Genomic DNA, 22,423 nt, shown 5'->3' on the forward strand with positions numbered 1-22,423 from the left:
CCTTTGAAAAACGCTAAGCACATCCAAACGTGCCTAGCGTTTATTTTGTAATGCCTTCTAGAAATCCCGTTCAATCATCGATGATTTCATCCAACTCGGAGCTTTTGCTGTTAGCTGCCGCATTGATTTCCACATCGGCCTTGTTTAATCCTTGTATTTTCTCCGCAGCTTCCGCTTGATTGTTCAGCTGCTCTTCGATTTGCCCAGTCCCATGAGCTCCTTGATGTCCTCTGCTTGATGTCATTGTTCGTATAAGCTCCTTTGCTTGTTATTTTGATAATTCACAAATGGTTTAATTTAATCGCCCTGGCTCTTTGTTCACTTCAAAATTCGTTGCATCGCTGTAGCTTTCCCCCATGGCTTGGTAGTTCGAGGGGACTTCTTCATCGGTCAGGTCTGCCTGTGCAGTGTCCGCCTGATCTTCAGCACGGTTAGACAGCGCCCAACTCATAGGACGGCCCAGCTTTTGGTGCAATTCATTTTGATCCATGCCGTAATCCCTCCAGACAATGTGTTAAGAAACACGATTAAGGTTCGCTATAGTTTTGTACATTGCAAATGTTCTTATACGAATTACGATATGAAAGTGCGGCGGATTATTTCGAGCGATTGGGTATTCTATGTTTAGATGTGAGTCTTAGGGGGATTTGATGTGGAACAAAAATATGTAAGGGAAACGAGATGCTTCAAAACCTCAAGAGTATTTCCGTTAGATGTCAATAATCACAATACGATGTTCGGCGGTAAGCTGATGTCCCTGATTGACGATATCGCCTCCATTACAGCTTCCAAGCTGTGCCGGGTGACCGCGGTAACAGCTTCTACAGATTCCGTGGATTTCTTGAAGCCAATCCGGCCTACGGATTACGTGTCCCTGGAATCGTTCGTGACTTGGACTGGGCGAACATCGATGGAAGTGTTCGTCAAAGTCATTACGGAAGATTTGCGAAGCGGAAAAAGAGACATAGCGGCAACCTCCTTCTTAACCTTCGTAGGGATGGATGAAAATAACGTCCCGGTGCCCGTACCCCGCATTGTTCCGGAAACGGAAGAAGAACGAAAGCTCAATGAGACGGCCGGCCATCGCGCGGAAATGCGCAAGATCCGAAGGGATGAAAGCAAGAAATTCGCCGATTACTTGATTACCAGATATCCTTGGGAATAGACTTAAAACCCATGCAGATCATGCATGGGTTATTCATTGTTCCGGGCTCCCATATTCCGGGATTCGCTTCATTATGATAATGTGGAGAAGAGGACTGCGTTCGGGAGGCTGGATATGGATCTAATTGATGAGCTGCTTCATCATTACTTCGAAGAACGGGCATACGAGATCGAGCCTGTACCGTTCGGTTTGATGAACTTTACGAAAATAGTCACTGTGAAAGACAGCAAGTATGTCCTTCGCATCTACAATCGTCATCTGAAGACAATCGAGAGCATCGAGTTTGAGAGAGAAGTAACTTCGTTTCTGAGCAAACAAAACGTTACCATCGTCGTTCCGTTGTTCTTAGAAACGAAGGCCAACGAACCCTATGTTCTATTATCGGATGGCACTTTAGGCGCTTTAGTAACATACATTGAAGGCGTCGTCCCGGCCATGTCAACCACAGAGCAAGCAGCGAATTTCGGTCGGGTTGTTGGGGAGGTTTCTTCCGTCCTGCGTTATTTTCAATCAGATCTCTTGTATAAAGGCACGCCATTTACAGACATTTATCGTTTGCACCCGCTTGCCGATCATGAAGCCATTACTTCCTTTTTTGAAGACCCTCCCTTTAAAATATCTGCAACTACGCTTCATTTCTACCGAGAAATGGTTGCATTAGCGGAGAAAAGCAAGTGCGAGCTGCTAGAATTGCCCAGAGGGCTGGTCCATCATGATCTGTTGGTCTTTAACCTGCTCGCTATGGACAATCAAATTCACGGCGCATTGGATTTCGATTTTTCATCATGGGATATTAGCTTTATGGAGTTCGCCATCTCACTTAATCACATGATTCAATTAACAAACGGGGACTTGGACTTCGTGGAAGCCTTTGTCTATGGCTATTCTCAAGCCCAAACATGTACATACCAAGAAATTGACCAACTGCAGCGATTGACTCAAATCTATCATATTGCCATACTTCATGTGTACATCGGACAGCATTATTCAGGTGTTCCGGTCGAGGTGAGCTTCCGTTACATTTTTGATCAATTTCAAGTAAGGGATGCGTGGCTGAGCGATAATCGCATTGTTCTTGAACAGCTGCTTAAGAAGTATCTTATTCCATCATGAAACGGAGGGATGAGTCGATGTCGATAAAAGCGGTGCTCTTTGATTTGGATGGCACGTTATTGGACCGCGATGCTTCGCTTGTCCACTTTGCCTGCGATCAGCATGACCGGTTTCCGCAGCTTCAGTTGGTTGACAAAGACATCTATGTCCAGAAGTTTACCGAGCTAGATCAACATGGATACGTATGGAAAGATAAGGTTTACCGGCAGCTGCTCGATGAGTTTAGGGTTCAGGGGCTGGATTGGACCGATCTACTGGAAGATTATTTGAACGCTTTTCAAAGGCACTGCAGACCTTATCCTCATTTGCTGAAAATGCTTATGGATTTAACAAACAGGGGAATCAAGTTAGCGCTCGTTTCCAACGGTTATGGCCAGTTTCAATATGATAATTTCAAGGCGTTAGGGATAGGACATTTGTTTGATGAGGTCTTGATATCGGAGTGGGAGGGACTTCGAAAACCCGATCCGGCCATCTTCATCAGAGCGCTTGGCAAACTCGGCGTACAAGCAGAAAATGCCTTATTCGTGGGAGATCACCCTATCAACGATATAAAGGCCAGTCGAAACGCAGGGATGAGAGCCGTTTGGAAAAGGAATGGTGTGGCTGAGCAGGAGGTTGATGCCGATGCCGTTATCGATGATTTGGATGAGATTATGCGAATTGTTCTAGATCTAGAACGTTAAATCTGAGGGCTGCCGAAGGGCAGCTTCTTTTTTATGCCGGTCATGGCCGTAAAAAGAAACAAAAGGATACCCTTGAAATATCCATTAGGGTCATGTGAGGAACAGGCAAGATAATTTATAGTTCTTATAGAGCAAGGAATCATACCATAATCAATGATAATTGGAGGAAAAAGCCATGAAGACAATCAATCGATTGAGATTAAAATGGATGTTAGGAACGGCTATGGCCGCAAGCTTATTCGTCACTCTGGGGCAGGCGGAGCCGGGAGTTGCTCTGGCCAAGGCAGAGGCGAAGCCTGAAGCGCGCTATGCGAAGGCGGAAGCAAAGCCAGAGGCGCGCTATGCGAAGGCGGAGGCAAAGCCCGAAGCTTTTGCCTGATTGAAGTTCTCCTTAGTTCCCTCGATGAACTCCTCAACATCACTTACCTCTCAATCGTTTGAAGCGATTGGGAGGTGAACCACAACCACTGATCTCGCCGATTCCCGAAATGCTTCCCGTATCCATCTGTGTCCCCGTATCATGTTCCCGGTTCAGTTCCCGTCTGTATCCTGAAATCTTCCCTGAATAATTCCCGTCCATGTCTCATGCGTTCAGGATTGTGCCCGCTGTAAGATGAATATAGAAATCAAATTCATGTTATGGAGGTTATCACGATGAGAACAATGAACAAAGCAATGAAATGGTTGATGGGGGCTGCACTGATTGCAGCCATTGCCGTTCCAACGACGGTATGTGCGAAGCCGGAAGCAAAACCGGAAATGGCTTCCGGTGTGAAAGCCGGTGTGCTGTTGGCAGCGAAGCCCGAGGCTAAACCGGAAGCAGGGTAATCGAGATGAGTTTCAGAGGAGTGTACGCGTGATGGCAGAAAGGTATAGGCGAAAACAAAGCACAATAGCAACTCTTATGCTGGCAGGCTGTTTGACTTTCAGCGGAGTCGTAAGTGCATTTGGTGAAACTCAACCCGCGGGCATACAGATTAAAGAATTCAGCCTGCTCGATACGGCTTCCGATGTCGTTGGTGCGGCGGATTTTACACCTGAAGGCAATAAGGACGGCCATTTCAGATTGGTAATGAACCTTGCGCAGAAAACAGTGATCGATTCCGTCGTACTGCGTTCAACGGATGCCTATGGGAAGGATAACTACCAAGGCGTGTGGCGAACGAACCGCGTGACAACCGGGTGGCTGCTCGGCATAGTACAGGACAAAGCGGTTACGCCGGCAAGCGGGACAACGCATGAGAAGAGCATCGTCAACCCCGGTTTTCGCAAGGATGTCAAAGAGCCTGTGGGCGAGTTCGAGGGCAATCTGACCTTCGATTTGTACGCCAGCGATAACGGAACGATCAAGGAAACGCAATATTATGTTTTGGAAATCGGCACGCCAGGAGGTACGGTAGTATCCAAACCGATTAAATATAAACAAGGGATGACGACAGGCGGGACTCCTTCCACACAAGAGCCCGCACCTGCAACATCGCCAACACCTGCAACAACACCTGTACCGACACCTGCAACAACCCCAGGACCGGTTCATGCGCCAACACCATCACAGACGCCGAGCCCTGTGCCGCCCCCAATGCCTGCAGAAAGTCCTGTGATCCATGTTTTATATAAGGGGCAAGAGCTTCAATTTGGCGATGCCAGACCTCTCTTAAAGGATGGCTCAACCTTGGTCCCGTTCCGCAAATTATTCGAAACGCTAGGTTTCGAAGTGAAATGGGTAGATCATGGCGATTCCCAACAGGCGATCGGAACGAAGGACGGTCTTACGATCGAACTAACGATTAACAGTAAGACCGCCGTAGTGAACGATAAGAACGTGAGCTTGGACGTTCCTGCTCAAGTCGTTAATGGCAGTACGTTAGTTCCTCTTCGTTTTGTCGCAGAAAACAGCGGATATCAGGTATCCTACGCCAGAGACGGGGAGAACGCGACGGTACGAATCGAAGAAGCGGCTCCGCAAGAAGAGCCTGAACGTACGCCAGCTCCTGCACCCGAACCTGTCCAAGAGGAGGTTGAAGCCTATGTCGTGAAAGGATATGTACGGGATGCCAATGGTCAGCCGATACCGGGGATAACCGTCTTCGCCGACAACACACTGCTCTATGACAGCAACGTGCTCGGGGTTACGGATGTAACGGGACACTACCGGATCGAGTTGCCCGAGATAGCGACCTCTTGGCATATGGGCGCTGACGTCACCAAATCATTCAACGGAAAAAGCTATACGTTCGATTTATCCGCTGACGTCGATCTTCCGTTAATCGGCAAATCCGGAGCCGTCCGTAACTTCACTTGGAGCAAATTTGACGGTCAGATCTACATTTATCCGTTCTTTACGTCGACTGATGACGCTTTGCCTGAGTTCGATATGAACGATCTGGAGATTACGCTGACTCCGGTTGGTCCGCTGCTTGACGGCAGTGCGGGCAAAACGATTACGAAACGCGGAGGTCCTGTCGCGGGTGGAGCGGGTGTAGATCAAATTCCGATTGGGCGCTATAAAGCTGCAGCGAGATGGCTGCCTGAAGGCCACGCACCGATCCCGCTGCAGATCAACGACAATAACGGTGATGATTATGGGGATTCGGTTGAATTCGAATTTGGCCCTCCGAAAGGCGTGTCCACCACCGATTATCTTAGCGAGCTTGTCGTTAAGATTCCGTAGAGGGGAATTGGCTGAACATATACAGCTCAACTCAAAATGATACAAAAGCCTGGCTTTCTTAAGGAATCTTAAGGAGAGCCAGGCTTTTGACCGTTAATAAACAAACTTTCGTTGGCACAGGTAACTAACTACGAACAATAGACATTCGGTCGCCAACCTGGCTGGAATCAAAGGAATCTGAGCAGTTGTATGAAGTAGGTACAGCAGCCCATAGTTATGAAGCGAAAGCTGAAACCCTCTTGAGCGTTGAATGAATGTTTGCTGAAAAGTGTTTTAGGCTGCATAGGCGTGCTCGTATTGCACAACCTAAGTTTTAAATGGATTGAAAGGAGTGCCTCCCATGTCGGTTACGAAAGATTTTGATGCCAAAGTCCTCTCGCTGCTGGAACCTAAAATTCAACTCGTCCCAACGGACCGAGGAGCCATCTATCTTGTAGGTCCCATCAAGCTTCCGATCAACCTGTATGACGAAACCTACGAGTTTAAGTGGTATTGCTGGCTGAATTGCCGTGAAGTGACGGAGGATTTCGGAAGCATCCTCGCGAAGCTGTCTTCTGTTAATCTTGCAGAAATGCAGCAATCCAGCGTTTTGGTTCATGGAGATTTCGAATCTGCCGAGCACGCACTCATTCGGTTTCATTCGATATGTCATACAGGGGATATCTTCGGCAGCAAGCGATGCGACTGTGGCTATCAACTTAAGCAATCGTTGAAACACATCGCGGAGCATGGAACCGGCGCCTTGTTTTATTTGGCCAACCATGAAGGTAGAGGAATCGGGTTGTTCAGCAAAGCACTTGCTTACATATTGCAAGAAAACGGCTATGACACCGTGGATGCCAATCTGAAACTGGGATTTGTCGACGATTCCCGCAATTATGGCGATGCGATCCAAGTTCTCCGTACATTGCGGACCAAACCGGTGACACTCATTACCAATAACCCGAGAAAATTAGACGCTTTGAAGAAGGCCGGCTTGGACGTTGAGAAGAGGGTACAGTTATGGGGGGATGTCTCGGAGTTTAACGAGAAGTACCTGAAGACGAAAGTTGAACGCTCAGGCCATTTCCGTGAGAGTGATGGATGCTGCAACAATGATTGAAGTCAAGCTGCCGGCTTGGCTTTTTTTATTGTTAGATGTTCAGTGATAACCGGCAAGGAGGGGCATCTGCTATAATGAGAAGGTACATAGTAACTGTGTGAAGGGCGGTGTCTATATTTGACAACTACCAACAGCCAAATTCAAAACTATCTGGATCGCATCGGGTTTACAGGCTCCCTCGATGGCAGCGCCAAGACGCTGGCCGAGCTGCAAGAACGACATTTGCATTCGGTTCCTTATGAGAATTTGGACATTGTGGAACGCAAAGCTCTATCCTTGGATCCGCAGGATCTGTATCACAAGATCGTAACCCGCCGGCGCGGCGGCTACTGCTTCGAGCTCAATGCCTTATTCGGCTGGCTGCTTCGAGAGGCAGGGTACCCTGTAACGGATTGGGTAGCCCGATTCTGGCGAGACGAGTCGCTGTTGCCGCCCAAAAGGCGTCATCACGTCCTGAAGGTCGAAGCCGAAGGCATTAACTACTTGTGTGATGTCGGCGTAGGCGGAATCGTCCCGCGCAGACCTCTGGCGCTCATTGAAGATGTTGCGCAGCAGCAAGGCGAGGAATGTTATCGTCTCACCAGGGATGCCGCTTATGGTTGGGAGCTTGGCGAGCTGAAGAACGGGGAATGGAACCGTCTCTATACGTTCACGGAGGAACCTCAGCTGCCCCATGATTACCTGTTCGCGAGTTACTGGTGCGAACATGCGCCCGATTCCATTTTCAACAAATATCCGATTATCGCGATTCGCACTTCAGAAGGCCGGAATACCGTTTCGAACCAGGAGTTCCGCATTTTCACTTCCAGTGGTGTGAACGCTTTCACGCCGCAAACGGAGGAAGCGTACAAAGAAGCATTGAGGACTCATTTTGGCATATCATTATCCGAATTGAGGTGAGACCCGGTATGTGGAATCCAGATACATATTTTCAGCGTTTGTTGCAGAGCACCTTGCCATCAGAAGCCTTTCAAGCTCAATCACAGGAAGAATGGAAGCAGTGGCGTGAAAGACTTAGATCCCGGTTCGTCGAATTGCTCGGCGGATTTCCTGAGGAAACGGCGGAGCTGCAACCGGTGCAGCTGGAAACGGCGGACTGCGGCACATATATTCGGCAAAGAATTCAAATTCAAACGTATCCTGGCCTTATCATGCCTGTCTATGTCTTAATCCCTAAGAATTGTAAGGAACGAGCAGGAGCCATCGTTGCTTGCCATGGTCACGGCTATGGGAGCAAGGATATTGTAGGGCTTACCGCGGAGGGAAAGGAGAAAGAAGGGGAGCCCGGTTACCAGAGGAATTTTGCCCTTGAATTGGTGAACAGGGGATTCATTGTTGCAGCACCGGAATTGCTTGGGTTTGGCGATCGCAAATTGCAGGAGGAAGCTCAGCAGTCGAACTCCTGTCATCGTCTGTCGACCTTATTGCTAGCCGTTGGTCAGACGATGGCCGGTTATCGCGTGTATGAGACACTTCGGTGCGTCGACTATTTACTAACCCGCAACGATGTTGATTCCAACCGGGTCGGGTGTATGGGCATTTCCGGCGGCGGACTCGTCTCAGCATTCGCCAGCGCCATCGACGATCGAATTTCGGCTGCCGTCGTTAGCGGATATGCCAATACGTTTCAAGCGAGTATTTTATCCATCCATCATTGTGTTGACAATTATATTCCAGGCCTTTCAGCACTTGCGGAAATGCCGGATCTGCTTGGATTGATCGCTCCGAAGCCGCTCTTGCTTGAAGCTGGGGACAAGGATCCGATTTTTCCGGTTCATGCGGCGCTGGAAGCCTATGAGAAGGTACAGTCCGTCTATGAACTCCTTGGAGTCAAAGAGAAGGTGGAGCTGGACTTGTTCGATGGTCCGCACGAAATATCGGGCAGGGTGGCCTATGATTGGTTTCTAAAAGTTTGGTCATAGATTACGCACGAAAGAATCCTGGCGATCATTCGTCAGGATTTCTTCGTGCTGCCTATGCGATACTATGGACCAACGGATGACCCGGAGCCGCAAGCTTCCTTCATTTTCGAAGGTCCTATGCCGATTGCTTGGATTGTTTCTTGACAGCAACCTGTTATTATCGCTATTATGGATGCATAAAGTCTATAATGACGTCTGTTTTCACATACTTCGTAACAAAGGGAGAGGTTATTCGGATGAATGACGAACCGATGATGTACCCATGGACCTCCGAAGCGTATAGCGACAAATTAGGTATCAGGATTGTAAGTCTGCTGAATCCCCAGCCTGGCGAACGAATTCTCGACCTTGGCAGCGGGAGAGGAGATTTAACGGCCGAGATTGCTGCTGCAGGTGCGATACCAACCGGCATCGATTTCTCGGCGGAGATGGTGAATCGGGCCCGATCGAAATACCCCGAACTGACCTTCCAGACCGCCGACGCCAGCACTTACAGGACGGAATCAAGCTATGACGCGGTATTCTCCAATGCGACTTTGCATTGGATCCAAGACGCCCACTCTGTTGCGCAATCCGTCTGGCTATCGCTGCGGGATGGCGGCCGCTTCGTCGCCGAATTCGCCGGCAGCGGCAATGTTGCCTTGCTGACCGCCGCGATGCAGTCGGCGTTAGAATCGCGCGGATACACCTGGGAAGGGCGGTGCCCGTGGTATTTGCCAACCATAGGCGAGTATACCAGCCTGCTGGAGCAGACCGGCTTTCGCGTTACGTTCGCTCAACATTTCGAGAGACGGACACCGCTGAAAGAAGGAATAAGCATACGCGATTGGATGAACAGCTTTGCCGGTTGGTTCTTTCCTGATGTTCCGGGCGCCGAACGAGAGTTGATATACGGCGAGATCGAGGCGGAGTTGAAGCCGTATTTGGCCAAGGAAGACCAATGGTTCATAGACACCAGCCGATTGCGTATAGCGGCCGTTAAGGAACCTTCGGCAGACCGCTATGTATAGAATGGCTTTGAATCTATAAGAATATGTAAGGAGAAGCCAGGGATCAATCCATGGCTATCCATTTTTGCTAGCATGCGAGATATTTACCAGTAGAATTCCATTTGTTAATAATAGGCAGGGACGGAGCAGCCTTACGGCACGCTCTTTTTTTTCGTGGCTACTTTGTGGCAGTTCTTGTCGAACCACTTATAACATCATATAATAGTATATAAATATTTTAATCTATAGGATTAACAGGATTATTATTGATCCAGAAAAGGTGTGTGACTGGACCGCGCTCTGACTGGTTTCTAGCGGCTAATCAGAAGCGCCCGCATCCTTTCTGCAAATCTTAGGGGATAAGGACGGTTAAAATGGGCAACAGAGAAACGAAAACAGATGTTATCTTAATTGGTGCGGGAATTATGAGTGCGACTTTAGGGACTCTACTGAAAGAATTAGTACCGGAGTGGGAAATTACTGTATTTGAGAAGCTGGATAAAGCGGGAGAAGAAAGCTCTAACGAATGGAATAATGCCGGCACGGGACATGCCGCTCTGTGCGAGCTTAATTATACGGAAGAAAAAGCTGACGGTTCCATAGATATTAGCAAAGCTATCAAAATTAATGAACAGTTCCAGCTTTCTATGCAATTCTGGTCTTATCTTGTAGAAAGCAAGCTGATCCGCAATCCACAGGACTTCATCATGCCGCTCCCTCATATGAGTATGGTTCTCGGCGAGCAGAACGTGAAGTTCCTTAAGAAACGTTTCGAAGCGTTAGTTAACAATCCTTTGTTTCAAGGTATGGAATTTTCCGATGACCCTGAGAAGCTGAAGGAGTGGATTCCGCTTATCATTCAAGATCGGCCTGCGAATGAACCGATTGCAGCAACGAAGATTGATTCCGGTACAGATGTCAACTTCGGTGCTTTGACGCGCATTTTATTCGATCATCTAGCGAACAAGAAGGTCCAAATCAAGTACAATCATAGCGTCGACAATATCAAACGGGCGAGCGACGGTTCATGGGAACTGAAAGTACGTAACGACAGTGGCAGCGTTGAGCGCCATACGGCTAAATTCGTCTTCATCGGAGGCGGCGGAGGAAGTCTGCACCTGCTGCAGAAGTCCGGTATTCCTGAAGGCAGACACATCGGCGGATTCCCGGTAAGCGGCATTTTCATGGTATGTAACAATCCGGATGTCATTGAGCAGCACCACGCCAAAGTGTACGGCAAAGCGAAGGTCGGAGCTCCGCCAATGTCTGTTCCTCATCTGGACACCCGATATATCAATAACCAAAAATCGCTGCTGTTCGGACCGTTCGCCGGATTCTCGCCGAAGTTTCTGAAGACCGGCTCCATGTTCGATTTGGTCACTTCCGTTAAACCGGACAACCTTGTCACGATGCTGTCGGCAGGAGCCAAGAACATGGCCTTGACCAAATATTTGATCGAGCAAGTGATGTTATCAAAAGAGAAGCGTATGGACGAGCTGCGTGAGTTTATTCCAACAGCCAAAACTGAGGATTGGGATTTGGTCGTAGCCGGGCAGCGTGTACAAGTCATTAAGGATACGGAAGCAGGCGGCAAAGGTACGCTGCAATTCGGAACGGAAGTGATCAGCGCGGCTGATGGCTCGATTGCAGCTTTGTTAGGCGCTTCGCCAGGCGCATCTACAGCTGTTCACGTCATGCTTGAAGTTATCAAGAAGTGCTTCCCGCAGCACCTGAAAGCATGGGAACCGAAAATTAAGGAAATGATTCCGACATACGGCGTGTCGCTGCTGAACAATCCTGAGCTTATTCAGGAAGTGCATGCTTCAACTGCACAAGCGCTTGAGCTAAGCGAAGGGATGCCGGTACAGAAAGTTCGCCGCACGGTATCTTAGCCGTATGGAACAGATGCCGGAATATCGCGTGTACGTTCGGTTTCCCGAAGAATCGGATGCTCAAGAATTGGCCGAGATGTATATTCGCAACCGGGCATTCTTTGAACAATTTTCGCCAAGCAGCCCGGATGAGAACTATTCCGTAGAGTACCAGCTCCAATCGATCATCAAGAGCAAAGCCGACAGAGCGGAAGACAAGAAATATAACTTCGTCATTTGCCACCGGGAGGATGACCGGATCATTGGCAACATCGGGCTGAACTTTGTTTTGCGAGGACCGCTGCAGAGCTGTATGATCGGTTATGGACTCGACCAGGCCTATAACGGCAGAGGTTATATGACGGAGGCTGTGAAGCAGGTGGTGCGCTATGCCTTCGAAGAGCTGAAATTTCACCGGATCTTCGGGGAGGCTTCGCCGCGTAACCCTGGTTCTATCCGTGTGCTCGAGAATGCGGGTTTCCATAGAGAAGGCATATCCCGCAGCAATGTCAAAATCAATGGCGTCTGGGAGGACCACCAGGTTCTAGCCATTATCAATCCGTCCGAAGATATCTAGAGACGAATCAAACAAGGAGCAGCACTGCCTCGGCAGTGCTGCTCCTTGTTTTTATTTTCTATTAGCGGATAAAGATAAGTTATGCAGGGCATTTTCATTGAAACCTTTCACGATGAGCCATACGGCCAAAATCATTTCATTTGCTGCAACGGGCAGGCATAGCAACGCTCCGGTGGCTGAGATTTGCGGGATGATACCGAACATTTCTAATAGAGCTGCCAGAAGGACGAGGACAGACCCTGTCATGCCCAAGATGGGAATGAACCGGGGAACGAGTTTCGTTTGATAAAATATATAGCTGTACATCATTGTATTAAGACCCAGCATGAAGTTGGGACCAAGTATAAACGTCCAGTCATGTATCGCTTTGGCCAATATCGCTGAAGCTTGGAAAGGGGAGGAAACAGGGGAACCCGCCGCTGCGAATTCACGGCTTAACGTTAATAGAGACAGGACGCTGATAATGCCGATCGCAATGATAACCGCTTCAAGGAATCTGAAGCAGAGATGCCAGAGGGCAATGGTTTCATTATATTTTCGCAAGATCGGAAACATACCTGTAGAAGTTCCGATCGCAGAGGCAACAAGTATTAACTCCATGAGGGCACCGAATATGACCTGATTAGCGTGTTCGGAACCTTGCACCATATAATCGGATCCATTCAATATCGGATCGTACATAAGCAGACCGGCTATCGCCGCTACGGCGGCAAGGATGAAAAAGATCCCAACAAGTTTTGCAGCTTTTTGGTTTGAATGCATAGTTTCACTCCATTCGATAAATAAATTCATTTGCCGTTAAGCGGGCAACGCTTTAAGCGCTCAAGGCTTGCCGGGCTGATCATAAAAGAACACTTCCTCCAAAGGCAGGTTGAAAGCATGAGCAATGCGAAAGGCTAATTCTAGTGAAGGGGAGTAGTTCCCTTTTTCGAGTGATACGATCGTTTGTCTTGTAACGCCTACCATGTCAGCCAATTGCTGCTGAGTCATTTCTTGATGCTCGAAGCGCAGTCTTCGAATGTGATTGCCGACAACAATTCTACTCATTTTAAACGCCTCTCCGGTAGTGATAAAGTTTGGTAACGGAGCCTGTTACATCAGAAAAGAATCCGGCAGCGATCAGAATCATGAACATGACCTGTGACGGTTGATCGATAGTCAGCGCTCCCATGGCAATTAGAAAGCCGGCGACAAATACAAAGAAAGAATTTCGGGTCGCTTTTAGATCAATCAGCTTATCGAGTTCATCGGCAAAGTTAGGTTCCTTCTCATGGGTGGTGATGCGAAAGACAATGTTAAAGATGATGGAGATGACAATGTGCGCGATGATGGAAACCAACGTCAGTATGAGGACGAAAGAGCCCCAATAACGAAACGTTTCTAAGGAGCCAGGTTCGCCACCAGGATATTTCGGATACATGTACAAAGCGTAGGACACGAAAATAACGATGGCGCTAATTAATGAGACGATGCTTTTCTTTTCTTGATAAGTCATTGGCTGCACCTCCTGTCAAATGTGATGATCATCATGTATGGTATTCTATTCATAATGTAATAAAAACTATACACAATGTCAAGTTTGTTTTACATGTATTTGAACCGAATGTGTGGAACCTTTCGTCTTTACTTGTATGCAAACAATTTGATGGGTTGAGATATGCTCATGATCACGAAGGGAGAAGAAAGGAATGGAGCCATACTGGAACCATAATACCGCTTTTCATAATGAACTGGTGAATGATGCGAAAACTCGCGGAGGCCGAGTGCTGGACATCGGCTGCGGTGACGGTCTGCTCCTCCAGCGGCTTGCGCCCGTCGCGCGCCAAGTTGTCGGCATCGATCCCGACCCTCAAGCCATCGTGCGTGCTCAAGCTCGGCTCGCCGCCGCATCGAATGTATCATTAATCAACGATGACTTTCTCACGTGGCCTGTACCAGCTAAAGATGAATGCTATGCTACGATCTCCTGCGTTGCAGCGCTGCACCATATGGATTTGCGAGTGGCGCTGTCCCATATTCGCCGGTTTCTATCGCCAGGCGGACGAATGCTTATCGTTGGGCTTGCTGCAAACAAAACGCTTGCGGATTATGCCTTCTCCGGTTTATGCATGCTGCCGATCCGTCTTATGGACTGTGTCCGCGGCGGGGTGCAGGAAATTGGTGTCCGGCTGGCGGAGCCCCAACAATCGTTGAGCGAAATCGTCAAATCGCGCAGGACATTGTGCCGGGAGCGAAAATTCGCCGTCGTTTTTACTACCGTTACTTCATGACCTGGGACAAACCGTTGGAATAACCTGTCGTGAACCTGGGGAGCAGTGGTAAACTAGTTCTATGAGGATCATGGGGCGGGGGGGAGGATAGGTATGGCGGGGAATCCATGTTTGGGCTGTCGCTTAGCGAATAAAGAGATTGAAGTGAATGTCGTCTACGAGAATGAGTTGGTCACATGCATTTTGGATATTGCACCAATCAATGAAGGCCATATGCTCATTCTACCGAAGGTTCATTATCACGATATGGATGAATTGGATGAGGTAACGGCTAATGAAATTATGAAGGTCTCCAGACTGCTCGCACGGCTTCTGAAGGCTCATTTCCAACCGGATGGCGTCACCATTATTCAAAATAACGGCACATTTAATGATTTATCGCATTATCACATGCATATCTTTCCGCGGTATGACTCGGATGGCTTCGCCTGGGTGGAGCCATCCGATTCGGCTAATGCCAAAGGACGTCTTCGCGAAACATGCCGCACGTTGGCCGGTGTAATCAAGTCTTATAGGTAAAGGAGAGTTCGACTCTGTGAATCTCAATCACAAGAAACCTATTGATTACGTTGAACAAATTATTTTTAAACACATTCTGGCTTCACAAATGAGAAGGGTGCCGATTAGGCACCCTTTTTTTATTGCTCTATTAGACTGCTCAGCGGGACTTGTTGTTCGTTCTCCGGTTGATCCAGCGGATAAATTCTGGCGGTTTCATTACCTTCGTCTACATGTTGGATGTAAATGGGAACGCCATTGCACGTTACATTCGCCATAACCGGTGAATCGGCAATTTCCATCGCACGTTGTGGATTCATTGTCCATACCTCCATCTCATTTTAACGATACTAATATTGGCTATGATGCCAATTCTTATTCCGTACAAGCGTAAAAACGCACACACGAAAATCCGACCGGAAGTATACGTTGAATTATACATTTGGATCATTTCGAGAGTCGCTAGGTTCTGTGAGAATGAAGAGAGTGAACTTGCCGCTAGAATTCAAGAATGTGCCAGATAACTCGCGGGAAGTGATTCCCGCTATTTTCCCGAAAATGAGGAATGTCCTGCTCAAGACGGCGGGATGTTCAGGATGGTAAGCTTAACGACATCGAATAGCTGAAAAGGATGATGATGATGACGATAATGGAAGTGACCCCCTACGATAAGGTGCGGTCATTGCTGCTCGAAACGATGGCTGATGGCGGAGGAACGGCAGTCCAGACGAAGCTGGCCCATTTCGCCGCGACTTTGGAGATCGCCAAAAAACCGGGTGACATGCTGCCTTTTCTGTTCGCCATGGCGTTGATGAAACGATTGGATCCCGTTCAGAACGAACAAATGAACCTCTACTTGAAGCAGTACGACGTCCCGCAGATCACGTTGTTTAATTTGCTGGCGGAGCAATACCCGATGGTCACCGGCGCCTCACGCATTGCGAACAGTCTGCTGACCGGCTATATACATCCCGGGGAACCCGTCACGTTCCTGGAGATCGGGATTGGCACCGGGCGCCAAATCGTCTCGCTGCTGGAGGAACTGGCATTGCAAGACAGACGTCCCTCACGGATTGACCTGTATGCGATAGAACCGAATGAGCTTTGTTTGCAGTTAGCGCACGATAACGTGAAGCGAGCCGCCGAAAGCTGCGGGATCAGCGTCACGTTCCATCCGATCGCCTACGAAGTCGAGAATGTGCCTGACGCTATTTGGAGCCTTCTGGCTGAGCGCCAAGGCCATCTGGTCAACGCCTCCTTCGCGCTGCATCATATTCGAGATTCGCACGCGGGTTCGGGCGGCAAGAATGGCGTATTAAGTAAGCTTCGCTCGTTGAACCCGGCCGTCGTTGTGATGTGCGAGCCGGACTCAGATCATCAGACGGCCGATCTGAGCAGCCGGTTCGTTCATTGCTGGGAACACTTCTCTCTGGTGTTCGGAGTGATCGATTCGCTGGAGATTCCTTACGAACAGAAGAGAGCGCTGAAAATTTTCTTCGGTCGCGAGATTGAGGATATTATCGGCAGCCCCGAACATTCGCGCTGTGAACGCCACGAGTCTACTACGAATTGGATCGGCCGGTTGGAACGTGCCGGTTTCTCGCCAAACCCGGACTTATATGCTCTATATATGCACATCCCGCAAGGCATCCCGTGCGACTTAGGGGAATGGCGAATTGGCCTAGGCTGCGGAGAAACGAACCTCGTATCCGTGCTATGCGCCGTCCCGCGAGGATCGGCTTCCAACGGATGATCGTTTGCAAGTTTATGCAGTCAGGAATATACTGATCATACACGAATATGGCGGATGTATTGGCATAATCAGCTGCAGCTTGCTGATAGCCTGCATCCGTTTCGTATTGCTATCATCTTACATAATAGGAGAAGGAGGCAAGTCCAGAATGAAGCTTCGCTGTGCGATATTAGACGATTATCAGCAAGTGGCTCTGAGCGCCGCTGATTGGTCTCAGGTGATGGACAAGGTGGAGGTCAAGAGTATCTCTCGCCATATCGATCAGCAGGAGGAACTCATTGAACAGATCGGCGATTGCGAAATCGTTGTGATTATGCGCGAACGGACGCCATTCCGCGCATCGCTGCTTGCCCGGCTCCCCCGATTGAAGCTGCTTATCACGACAGGCATGCGCAATGCCTCCATCGACCTGGAAGCAGCCGCTTCGCAAGGCGTGACCGTGTGCGGCACAGGCGGTGCCGGCAACGCCACCGCCGAACTGACATGGGCTTTGCTCTTGGGGCTCGCCCGCAACATTGTTCAGGAACACAATGCAATTCGAGGCGGCGGGTGGCAAAGCACGATCGGAACGGATCTGTACGGCAAGACGCTGGGCGTACTTGGGCTGGGCAAGCTGGGCAGCAAGATCGCCCAATTCGGCCAAGCCTTCGGCATGAAGGTCATGGCGTGGAGCCAAAATTTGACGCAAGAACGGGCTGAAGAAGCGGGAGTCCAGCTGGCTGCATCCAAGGAAGAACTGCTGGAGAACAGCGATTTCGTATCCATCCATCTTGTATTGAGCGATCGTACCCGAGGACTGCTGCAAGCCGAAGATCTGAAGCGCATGCGTCCGACAGCCTATCTGATCAATACGTCACGCGCGCCGATCGTGAATCAAGCCGCGCTGGCTGAAGCTTTGCAGAATGGCTGGATTGCCGGCGCCGCAGTCGATGTGTTCGAGGTGGAACCGCTGCCGAAGGACGATATATACCGATCGCTTCCGAATCTGCTTACTACGCCTCATATCGGTTATGTATCGCAAGCAAATTATGAAGCGTTCTATAGAGACGTTGTTCAAGATATTGAAGCTTATCTGACCGGTTCGCCGGTTCGAACGCTTGCTTGATTCGAACTGACGTATCGCACAAACCCGCGGACTCCGCGGGTTTGTGCTTATTCCGGGCTTGTTAATTCGCACGTATCTTAATGTATCCTTCGTTCTGAATATCAGTATGAATGTGAACATTCATTTTCAATTGAGGATAGTACGCGGTTCTCCAACGTTCCAGTTCTTTCCGGGATAGCTTGGTTCTAAAATGCTGTCCGACGGCTAAAATATCCGCTTCACTCTCTTGAACTTTGGCAAAAAGCTGTTGGAAACGTTCCGTGAGCAGAGTTTCCAATTCCTGCTTAATGAGCGCTTGTGAAGGATTTCCCCTCGTTTCCAGAACGACGACCTTCATTTTAATCGTGCTATTCATGAGCGGTTTGTTATCCATGAGCTCGCTCTTGTGATACATCGAATTACTGACAATTAAGACACTGGCATGGTCCATCACTTCAATTTTCCCTTGCGTGCTCTCTTTATTGAAGGCGTTATAAAGCAGCGTCTCGTCGGAGCTGATTTGCCCGACCATTTTTCCATTTTTTATAATCGCAGAACCTTCATATTCGCAAGTCAAATCTTTGCCGGTTTTTAGAACGGGAATCGCGATGTCATTCGTATAGGAATAAATACTGCGATACGTCTGCCATATTTGCGCTCTGGCGATTTGCGGATTCCATCCGGCATTTTTTTCAAAAAAGTCGTAGACGAAGGATCCCTTCGGCACCGAAATTTCCGCTTCCTTCGATAGAAAGTGGGTAATGTCTTCATCGCATATCGCAATGTAAGCCTTGAGGGAAATTTCTCCGCTTCTCATGAAGCTGGAGAGGATGTCTTTCATGCCTTGCTGGGCCAGCTTTTTTTCTATGACGATCACTTTGATATGGAGCAAGTCGATTTCTTTCTCTTTATTGACACTGATCTTATCGACCGCTTGGCTGATTGTTTTTCCGGTTTCGGTAATTTCATTTAATTTGATTTTGCTCTGATCCAGCTCGGGCGTTTGCAAAATGATTTTATACTCACCATCCTGCATCGTAATTCCCATCACCAAAGGTAAAGATCGATGATTGATATCTTTGTTATCCCAACAACCGCTTAGAATGACGAGCAAACCTAGAATCATGAATATTTGGCTTGCCGATTTAAGAATGTTCATGACTCACCTTCCTCTTCGCACGCAGCCCTAGTAATAATACGGAGAGTGGAACCGTTACGAAGACAAACAATCTTAACGGTGTGTTCCACCATAGCAGCTTCTCAACCATTTTCCAATCGGGAATCATTAAACAGAAGCTAAAGACAACAACGGAGAGCGATAGCAGCAGATAGACCGGTTTAATAAAAGGGAGGGACTGGCTTAGCATCCGGTTGATTTGCCACAGCGTCAACGAGATAAACAGCATGATGAAAGTAATCAGCGAGAGCAGGAAGAACATAGTGACTCTGTCAAACATCAGCCAGTTGATACTTAACGTATCGACAACAACAACGAAAGGAAAATGCAGCGTGAAGGCCGTTGATTCTCCGAATGTAAGAAGTGGAATATAGACGGAGAAGATGAAGAAGGGGATGAGGGCGGCCGCGGCTAACAGCACTTTGTTCCTTTGATACGTGAAATACGGCTGTAAGTAACCAAGAAACAGGAATCCGCCTGAGAATGCAAAAAAGCTCTGATAGAACGAAGGTTTGGCGACGAACGATAAGTCAAGATCAAATATAGGAAGGGCATAGTTCCAATCCATGTTCTGGAATGAAGTGATGACGATGAATAGTGTCAGGGGCAGAAACAGGATGCTGAGAAGAACCCCCGTGCGAAATAACGTTTCAACTCCTTTGGAGGCGATGTAAGTGGATAACACCAGCAATAAGAGCATGATCGCCCAAAGCGGCGTACTGGATAAGAAGATGATCGTAATGACTTCCGAATAAGCGCGCACGGAAAGGACGGTTACCACGAATAAATAAAGCAGAATGGGCACAAGGAAGAGGAGCGCAATTCCTTTCCCGGCACTCCGATAAATCCGTATAATATCCCATCTTGGAAAATAACTCAGGCCTTTCATATAGGTGGCAATGACGGCAAAATGAATCGCAATCCCAATCAGAATAACAACCCAATGTCCTTTGTTTGTGCTGGAAATAATATCTTCCGGATACAAGAAGAAAATAAGCCCCAGATGCGTGAGAACATACATGAGCACGACAGATATGCTTTTATCCATGTTCGGTTCGATCCTTTGCTACATTGATATGTAAGTAGGAGACGCCAAAGGTGTTCAGACTGGCCATGTACGCACACACGAACACGAGCCCCGCCAAAATACCTAATACACCGTAGATTGCAGCTAGCATAACGATGACATACTTAAATAATCGAATCGAGATCGAGTTCTGAAAGCCGATCACCGTTGAATTCGCAATCGTCGTGGCCGAAAGAATGATTAGGATGAGGTTGCTCACTAATTTCGCTGCTACAATGGCTTGTCCCAATATAATTCCGCCTACCATCGTTAGGGTGGGACCGATGCTCTTCGGCAATCGAACGCTAGCCTCCTGGATTAATTCCAAGATTAGCAGTACGGTTAGGATTTCTACGAGTGCAGGGTACGGTACGCCTTCACGGCTTTGAGAAACAGCCAAGGCGAGCTCTATTCGCAATACTTCAGGATTGACTGCGACCAGTGCAACGTATAAAGCTGGGAAAATCAAAGTCATTAAAATCCCGATAATGCGTAATAATCGTAAAGTCAGCATGATCGGTATCGGATAATTGCGATCGTTCTCCAGAACGAACATATCCCATATCAGGTTAGGGAGAACAAGTGCAAGAGGCAGCCGATCGACGAACAGGACGACCTTGCCCGTTCTGATCGATTGGGCGACTTCTTGGGGGAGTTCCGTCGTTTTGAATTTGGCAATGGGTCCCCAGTTCGAAAGACCCAGCGTTTGGGCCAAATTTTGCAGATTGTGAACTTGTCTGTCTTGATTCAGCTCGAATTGACGAGATATGTTCGTCACAAGTTCCTTGTTGACATGTTCATCGGAATAAACCATTGAAATTCTTTTCTTGTCGCCCTTGCCTACAGAGAACGATTTTACTCGCAGAGACTCCGATATCAACTGTTTTCGGATAATCCCGACATTTTGATCCAAGTCTTCAACGAAGGAGCTTAACGGTCCTTGAATGACACTTTCATTCATCGGCGGCTCAAAGAAACGGTTCAGTAATTTCGGAACCGGTTCCATGACGACGAGCTGCTTCGTCCTCTCGAAATAAATAATTAATTTGCCTTCTACAATCGAAGACACGGCTTTCTTACTATCGTACTCCTCCACTTCTCCGAACAAGCGCATGAATTCATCGGTTGTTTGGTGCGATAAGATGCTGTTCTCCAGATAATCATGGAGTGCTTCCCGGGATTCGGTCAAATCAACCAAAGTCATAAAACCCATGAGGATAACAGGCGTATCCATAAGAAAATCCGTTTGAAGAAAGAAATCGGCGTCATTCGAGAATTGATTTTTTATTTCTTGTATCCGTGGATCCATTCCTGATTGCTCCCTTATGCAGCATGCTTTGTGTTATATTTTCCCATTAGCAGGGGATCTATGCGATGGAGAGTTGATGAGAGCGGCAGCTCGTAGCCATTTAAATGAATTTAAAAGAAAAGCGCGTAAGATTGTCACACTAGGAAGTCACCGATTGTCTTCATGATAAACAGAATGGGTTCATCCGTTTTGTTTCATAATAAATGACATTGAAGAGATTTCTAGGGAGCGGAAGGCGGGTACTATGCAAAGCCAAACATTGGAAACAACATCCACGACGATTGAAGAATTATATACAACTTACAAATCCCACTTATTTGCGATTGCCTATAATATGCTGGGTTCGAGATCAGACGCAGAGGATATGGTGCAAGATTTGTTCATCGGCATCCATGGATCTCTGATGGACAATATTCAGAACGTTAAATCGTATTTAAGCAAAATGATGATTAACCGCTGCTTGAACGAATTAAAATCCGCTCGCAAAAAGAGAGTCAGTTATGTGGGGAACTGGCTTCCGGAACCGACCGTTCACATGGAAGAGGCCAGCCCGCTAGACAGCATCGAGCGTCATGATACGATCTCTTATGCTTTGCTTGTTCTGATGGATAAACTGACGCCCTTGGAACGGGGTGTTTTTATTTTAAGAGAAGTGTTTGGTTATGAGCATGGCGAAATTGCCGAGATGGTTAACAAATCGGAAGTGAATTGCCGCAAAATCTATAGTCGAGTCAAAAAGAAAGTAGACCTCTCCTCAGAGAAAGCGGAAATCCCTTCCTCGCAGCTGCGAATGGAGAAGGAATTGGTGAATCGCTTCATCGCTGCGCTTGCGAATGGGAATGTTCAATCTCTCGTGAATCTATTGGCCGAGGATGTCATTCTGATCGCCGACGGTGGCGGTAAGGTCTCTGCCGCTGTACGTCCGATCTACACCAAAGAACGTGTGCTTATCATTTTGAAAGCTCTTTCGACAAGCCGATTTCCCGAATCTGAGGCGCAATTGGTTCAGGTAAACGAGACACCGGGCATTTTACTTACGAAGAATGGATGGCCTACAGGAGTTATTTGTTTGGATTGGGATAACGCCAAGCAGACGATTGAGCGAGTTTACGTGATTGTGAACCCGGATAAATTACAGCACATCACGCCTATGCAGGAATCATGATGGCT

General features: G+C 48.1%; 26 protein-coding genes. 17 read left to right on the plus strand and 9 right to left on the minus strand.

Translation table 11 applies throughout. From position 1 onward, the window contains the following. Positions 1–70: 70 nt before the first annotated feature. Positions 71–244: a hypothetical protein gene (locus tag J2X61_RS08355; RefSeq protein ID WP_274468842.1), complete on the minus strand. Its 174-nt coding sequence runs from the start codon at positions 242–244 to the stop codon at positions 71–73. A gap of 48 nt (positions 245–292) precedes the next feature. Beyond that, the gene (locus tag J2X61_RS08360; protein WP_310187259.1) at positions 293–490 is read right to left on the minus strand and encodes a hypothetical protein; all 198 of its coding nucleotides are present in this window, start codon (positions 488–490) and stop codon (positions 293–295) included. A 162-nt stretch (positions 491–652) separates the two neighbouring features. On the opposite strand from J2X61_RS08360, the gene J2X61_RS08365 reads away from it, so the two are divergent. The 12 genes from J2X61_RS08365 to J2X61_RS08420 all read left to right on the plus strand — a co-directional run bounded on the left by J2X61_RS08365 (position 653) and on the right by J2X61_RS08420 (position 12,096). Then, the gene (locus J2X61_RS08365; RefSeq protein WP_310187262.1) at positions 653–1,165 is read left to right on the plus strand and encodes an acyl-CoA thioesterase; all 513 of its coding nucleotides are present in this window, start codon (positions 653–655) and stop codon (positions 1,163–1,165) included. 114 nt (positions 1,166–1,279) lie between these two features. Next, positions 1,280–2,278, plus strand: a complete 999-nt coding sequence (locus J2X61_RS08370; RefSeq protein WP_310187266.1) for a phosphotransferase — start codon at positions 1,280–1,282, stop codon at positions 2,276–2,278. A 17-nt stretch (positions 2,279–2,295) separates the two neighbouring features. After that, entirely contained in the window at positions 2,296–2,964 is a 669-nt protein-coding gene (locus J2X61_RS08375) for an HAD family hydrolase (protein ID WP_274468846.1), read from the plus strand. Positions 2,965–3,139: 175 nt separating this feature from the next. After that, positions 3,140–3,343, plus strand: coding sequence for a hypothetical protein (locus tag J2X61_RS08380; RefSeq protein ID WP_310187269.1), 204 nt, complete (start codon positions 3,140–3,142; stop codon positions 3,341–3,343). A 275-nt stretch (positions 3,344–3,618) separates the two neighbouring features. Then, positions 3,619–3,792: a hypothetical protein gene (locus J2X61_RS08385; protein ID WP_274468848.1), complete on the plus strand. Its 174-nt coding sequence runs from the start codon at positions 3,619–3,621 to the stop codon at positions 3,790–3,792. A gap of 31 nt (positions 3,793–3,823) precedes the next feature. After that, a complete protein-coding gene (locus J2X61_RS08390; RefSeq protein WP_310187272.1) occupies positions 3,824–5,635 on the plus strand; it encodes a stalk domain-containing protein in 1,812 nt (603 codons plus the stop codon). A 340-nt stretch (positions 5,636–5,975) separates the two neighbouring features. Continuing rightward, positions 5,976–6,737, plus strand: coding sequence for a GTP cyclohydrolase II (locus J2X61_RS08395; protein ID WP_274468850.1), 762 nt, complete (start codon positions 5,976–5,978; stop codon positions 6,735–6,737). 117 nt (positions 6,738–6,854) lie between these two features. Further along, positions 6,855–7,637, plus strand: a complete 783-nt coding sequence (locus tag J2X61_RS08400; protein WP_274468851.1) for an arylamine N-acetyltransferase family protein — start codon at positions 6,855–6,857, stop codon at positions 7,635–7,637. Positions 7,638–7,645: 8 nt separating this feature from the next. After that, positions 7,646–8,659, plus strand: a complete 1,014-nt coding sequence (locus J2X61_RS08405; protein WP_274468852.1) for an alpha/beta hydrolase family protein — start codon at positions 7,646–7,648, stop codon at positions 8,657–8,659. Between the two features lie 236 nt (positions 8,660–8,895). Continuing rightward, entirely contained in the window at positions 8,896–9,669 is a 774-nt protein-coding gene (locus J2X61_RS08410) for a methyltransferase domain-containing protein (protein WP_379239661.1), read from the plus strand. A 353-nt stretch (positions 9,670–10,022) separates the two neighbouring features. Next, positions 10,023–11,540, plus strand: a complete 1,518-nt coding sequence (locus J2X61_RS08415) for a malate:quinone oxidoreductase (protein WP_274468853.1) — start codon at positions 10,023–10,025, stop codon at positions 11,538–11,540. 13 nt (positions 11,541–11,553) lie between these two features. Continuing rightward, positions 11,554–12,096 (plus strand): GNAT family N-acetyltransferase, encoded by a 543-nt coding sequence (locus tag J2X61_RS08420; protein ID WP_274469327.1) that lies wholly within the window; start codon positions 11,554–11,556, stop codon positions 12,094–12,096. A 51-nt stretch (positions 12,097–12,147) separates the two neighbouring features. On the opposite strand, the gene J2X61_RS08425 is transcribed toward J2X61_RS08420, so the two are convergent. Genes J2X61_RS08425 through J2X61_RS08435 form a run of 3 tightly spaced genes read right to left on the minus strand, consistent with a single transcriptional unit; the run spans position 12,148 to position 13,591 of the window. Next, on the minus strand, positions 12,148–12,888 hold the full coding sequence (locus J2X61_RS08425) for a DUF4386 domain-containing protein (RefSeq protein WP_274468854.1): 741 nt from the start codon (positions 12,886–12,888) through the stop codon (positions 12,148–12,150). A gap of 30 nt (positions 12,889–12,918) precedes the next feature. Beyond that, entirely contained in the window at positions 12,919–13,143 is a 225-nt protein-coding gene (locus J2X61_RS08430; RefSeq protein WP_274468855.1) for a helix-turn-helix transcriptional regulator, read from the minus strand. Position 13,144: 1 nt separating this feature from the next. After that, positions 13,145–13,591 (minus strand): hypothetical protein, encoded by a 447-nt coding sequence (locus J2X61_RS08435; RefSeq protein ID WP_274468856.1) that lies wholly within the window; start codon positions 13,589–13,591, stop codon positions 13,145–13,147. A 193-nt stretch (positions 13,592–13,784) separates the two neighbouring features. On the opposite strand from J2X61_RS08435, the gene J2X61_RS08440 reads away from it, so the two are divergent. Beyond that, the gene (locus tag J2X61_RS08440; protein ID WP_310187277.1) at positions 13,785–14,366 is read left to right on the plus strand and encodes a class I SAM-dependent methyltransferase; all 582 of its coding nucleotides are present in this window, start codon (positions 13,785–13,787) and stop codon (positions 14,364–14,366) included. A 111-nt stretch (positions 14,367–14,477) separates the two neighbouring features. Then, positions 14,478–14,885, plus strand: a complete 408-nt coding sequence (locus tag J2X61_RS08445; protein WP_310187281.1) for an HIT family protein — start codon at positions 14,478–14,480, stop codon at positions 14,883–14,885. Positions 14,886–15,004: 119 nt separating this feature from the next. Here J2X61_RS08445 and J2X61_RS08450 read toward each other — a convergent pair whose 3' ends face one another. After that, entirely contained in the window at positions 15,005–15,184 is a 180-nt protein-coding gene (locus tag J2X61_RS08450; RefSeq protein WP_274468860.1) for a small acid-soluble spore protein H, read from the minus strand. A gap of 317 nt (positions 15,185–15,501) precedes the next feature. Here J2X61_RS08450 and J2X61_RS08455 point away from each other — a divergent pair, with 317 nt between their 5' ends. Further along, a complete protein-coding gene (locus J2X61_RS08455) occupies positions 15,502–16,617 on the plus strand; it encodes a GRAS family protein (protein WP_310187285.1) in 1,116 nt (371 codons plus the stop codon). Between the two features lie 148 nt (positions 16,618–16,765). Further along, complete coding sequence (locus J2X61_RS08460) at positions 16,766–17,722, plus strand: D-2-hydroxyacid dehydrogenase family protein (RefSeq protein WP_310187287.1); 957 nt, start codon at positions 16,766–16,768, stop codon at positions 17,720–17,722. A gap of 61 nt (positions 17,723–17,783) precedes the next feature. On the opposite strand, the gene J2X61_RS08465 is transcribed toward J2X61_RS08460, so the two are convergent. Genes J2X61_RS08465 through J2X61_RS08475 form a run of 3 tightly spaced genes read right to left on the minus strand, consistent with a single transcriptional unit; the run spans position 17,784 to position 21,253 of the window. Then, positions 17,784–18,860: a Ger(x)C family spore germination protein gene (locus J2X61_RS08465; RefSeq protein ID WP_274468864.1), complete on the minus strand. Its 1,077-nt coding sequence runs from the start codon at positions 18,858–18,860 to the stop codon at positions 17,784–17,786. Beyond that, on the minus strand, positions 18,847–19,926 hold the full coding sequence (locus tag J2X61_RS08470) for a GerAB/ArcD/ProY family transporter (protein WP_274468866.1): 1,080 nt from the start codon (positions 19,924–19,926) through the stop codon (positions 18,847–18,849). Before J2X61_RS08470 ends, J2X61_RS08465 begins: the two co-directional genes overlap by 14 nt. After that, a complete protein-coding gene (locus tag J2X61_RS08475; RefSeq protein WP_310187292.1) occupies positions 19,919–21,253 on the minus strand; it encodes a spore germination protein in 1,335 nt (444 codons plus the stop codon). The genes J2X61_RS08470 and J2X61_RS08475 overlap by 8 nt, the downstream gene beginning before the upstream one ends. 259 nt (positions 21,254–21,512) lie before the next feature. Between J2X61_RS08475 and J2X61_RS08480 the strand changes: the two genes are divergently transcribed. After that, on the plus strand, positions 21,513–22,418 hold the full coding sequence (locus J2X61_RS08480; protein ID WP_310187295.1) for an RNA polymerase sigma-70 factor: 906 nt from the start codon (positions 21,513–21,515) through the stop codon (positions 22,416–22,418). Positions 22,419–22,423 lie beyond the last annotated feature (5 nt).

This window comes from Bacillus sp. 3255 (genome assembly GCF_031456485.1).
Lineage (GTDB): Bacteria > Bacillota > Bacilli > Paenibacillales > NBRC-103111 > Paenibacillus_E.

What these genes read in the sequence shown, in the direction of transcription:
- J2X61_RS08355 (WP_274468842.1), bottom strand. Translation starts at nt 244, where the DNA reads ATGACATCAAGCAGAGGACATCAAGGAGCTCATGGGACTGGGCAAATC.
- J2X61_RS08360 (WP_310187259.1), bottom strand. Translation starts at nt 490, where the DNA reads ATGGATCAAAATGAATTGCACCAAAAGCTGGGCCGTCCTATGAGTTGG.
- J2X61_RS08370 (WP_310187266.1), top strand. Translation starts at nt 1,280, where the DNA reads ATGGATCTAATTGATGAGCTGCTTCATCATTACTTCGAAGAACGGGCA.
- J2X61_RS08375 (WP_274468846.1), top strand. Translation starts at nt 2,296, where the DNA reads ATGTCGATAAAAGCGGTGCTCTTTGATTTGGATGGCACGTTATTGGAC.
- J2X61_RS08380 (WP_310187269.1), top strand. Translation starts at nt 3,140, where the DNA reads ATGAAGACAATCAATCGATTGAGATTAAAATGGATGTTAGGAACGGCT.
- J2X61_RS08385 (WP_274468848.1), top strand. Translation starts at nt 3,619, where the DNA reads ATGAGAACAATGAACAAAGCAATGAAATGGTTGATGGGGGCTGCACTG.
- J2X61_RS08390 (WP_310187272.1), top strand. Translation starts at nt 3,824, where the DNA reads ATGGCAGAAAGGTATAGGCGAAAACAAAGCACAATAGCAACTCTTATG.
- J2X61_RS08395 (WP_274468850.1), top strand. Translation starts at nt 5,976, where the DNA reads ATGTCGGTTACGAAAGATTTTGATGCCAAAGTCCTCTCGCTGCTGGAA.
- J2X61_RS08405 (WP_274468852.1), top strand. Translation starts at nt 7,646, where the DNA reads ATGTGGAATCCAGATACATATTTTCAGCGTTTGTTGCAGAGCACCTTG.
- J2X61_RS08410 (WP_379239661.1), top strand. Translation starts at nt 8,896, where the DNA reads ATGAATGACGAACCGATGATGTACCCATGGACCTCCGAAGCGTATAGC.
- J2X61_RS08415 (WP_274468853.1), top strand. Translation starts at nt 10,023, where the DNA reads ATGGGCAACAGAGAAACGAAAACAGATGTTATCTTAATTGGTGCGGGA.
- J2X61_RS08420 (WP_274469327.1), top strand. Translation starts at nt 11,554, where the DNA reads ATGCCGGAATATCGCGTGTACGTTCGGTTTCCCGAAGAATCGGATGCT.
- J2X61_RS08425 (WP_274468854.1), bottom strand. Translation starts at nt 12,888, where the DNA reads ATGAATTTATTTATCGAATGGAGTGAAACTATGCATTCAAACCAAAAA.
- J2X61_RS08430 (WP_274468855.1), bottom strand. Translation starts at nt 13,143, where the DNA reads ATGAGTAGAATTGTTGTCGGCAATCACATTCGAAGACTGCGCTTCGAG.
- J2X61_RS08435 (WP_274468856.1), bottom strand. Translation starts at nt 13,591, where the DNA reads ATGACTTATCAAGAAAAGAAAAGCATCGTCTCATTAATTAGCGCCATC.
- J2X61_RS08440 (WP_310187277.1), top strand. Translation starts at nt 13,785, where the DNA reads ATGGAGCCATACTGGAACCATAATACCGCTTTTCATAATGAACTGGTG.
- J2X61_RS08450 (WP_274468860.1), bottom strand. Translation starts at nt 15,184, where the DNA reads ATGAATCCACAACGTGCGATGGAAATTGCCGATTCACCGGTTATGGCG.
- J2X61_RS08455 (WP_310187285.1), top strand. Translation starts at nt 15,502, where the DNA reads ATGATGACGATAATGGAAGTGACCCCCTACGATAAGGTGCGGTCATTG.
- J2X61_RS08460 (WP_310187287.1), top strand. Translation starts at nt 16,766, where the DNA reads ATGAAGCTTCGCTGTGCGATATTAGACGATTATCAGCAAGTGGCTCTG.
- J2X61_RS08465 (WP_274468864.1), bottom strand. Translation starts at nt 18,860, where the DNA reads ATGAACATTCTTAAATCGGCAAGCCAAATATTCATGATTCTAGGTTTG.
- J2X61_RS08470 (WP_274468866.1), bottom strand. Translation starts at nt 19,926, where the DNA reads ATGGATAAAAGCATATCTGTCGTGCTCATGTATGTTCTCACGCATCTG.
- J2X61_RS08475 (WP_310187292.1), bottom strand. Translation starts at nt 21,253, where the DNA reads ATGGATCCACGGATACAAGAAATAAAAAATCAATTCTCGAATGACGCC.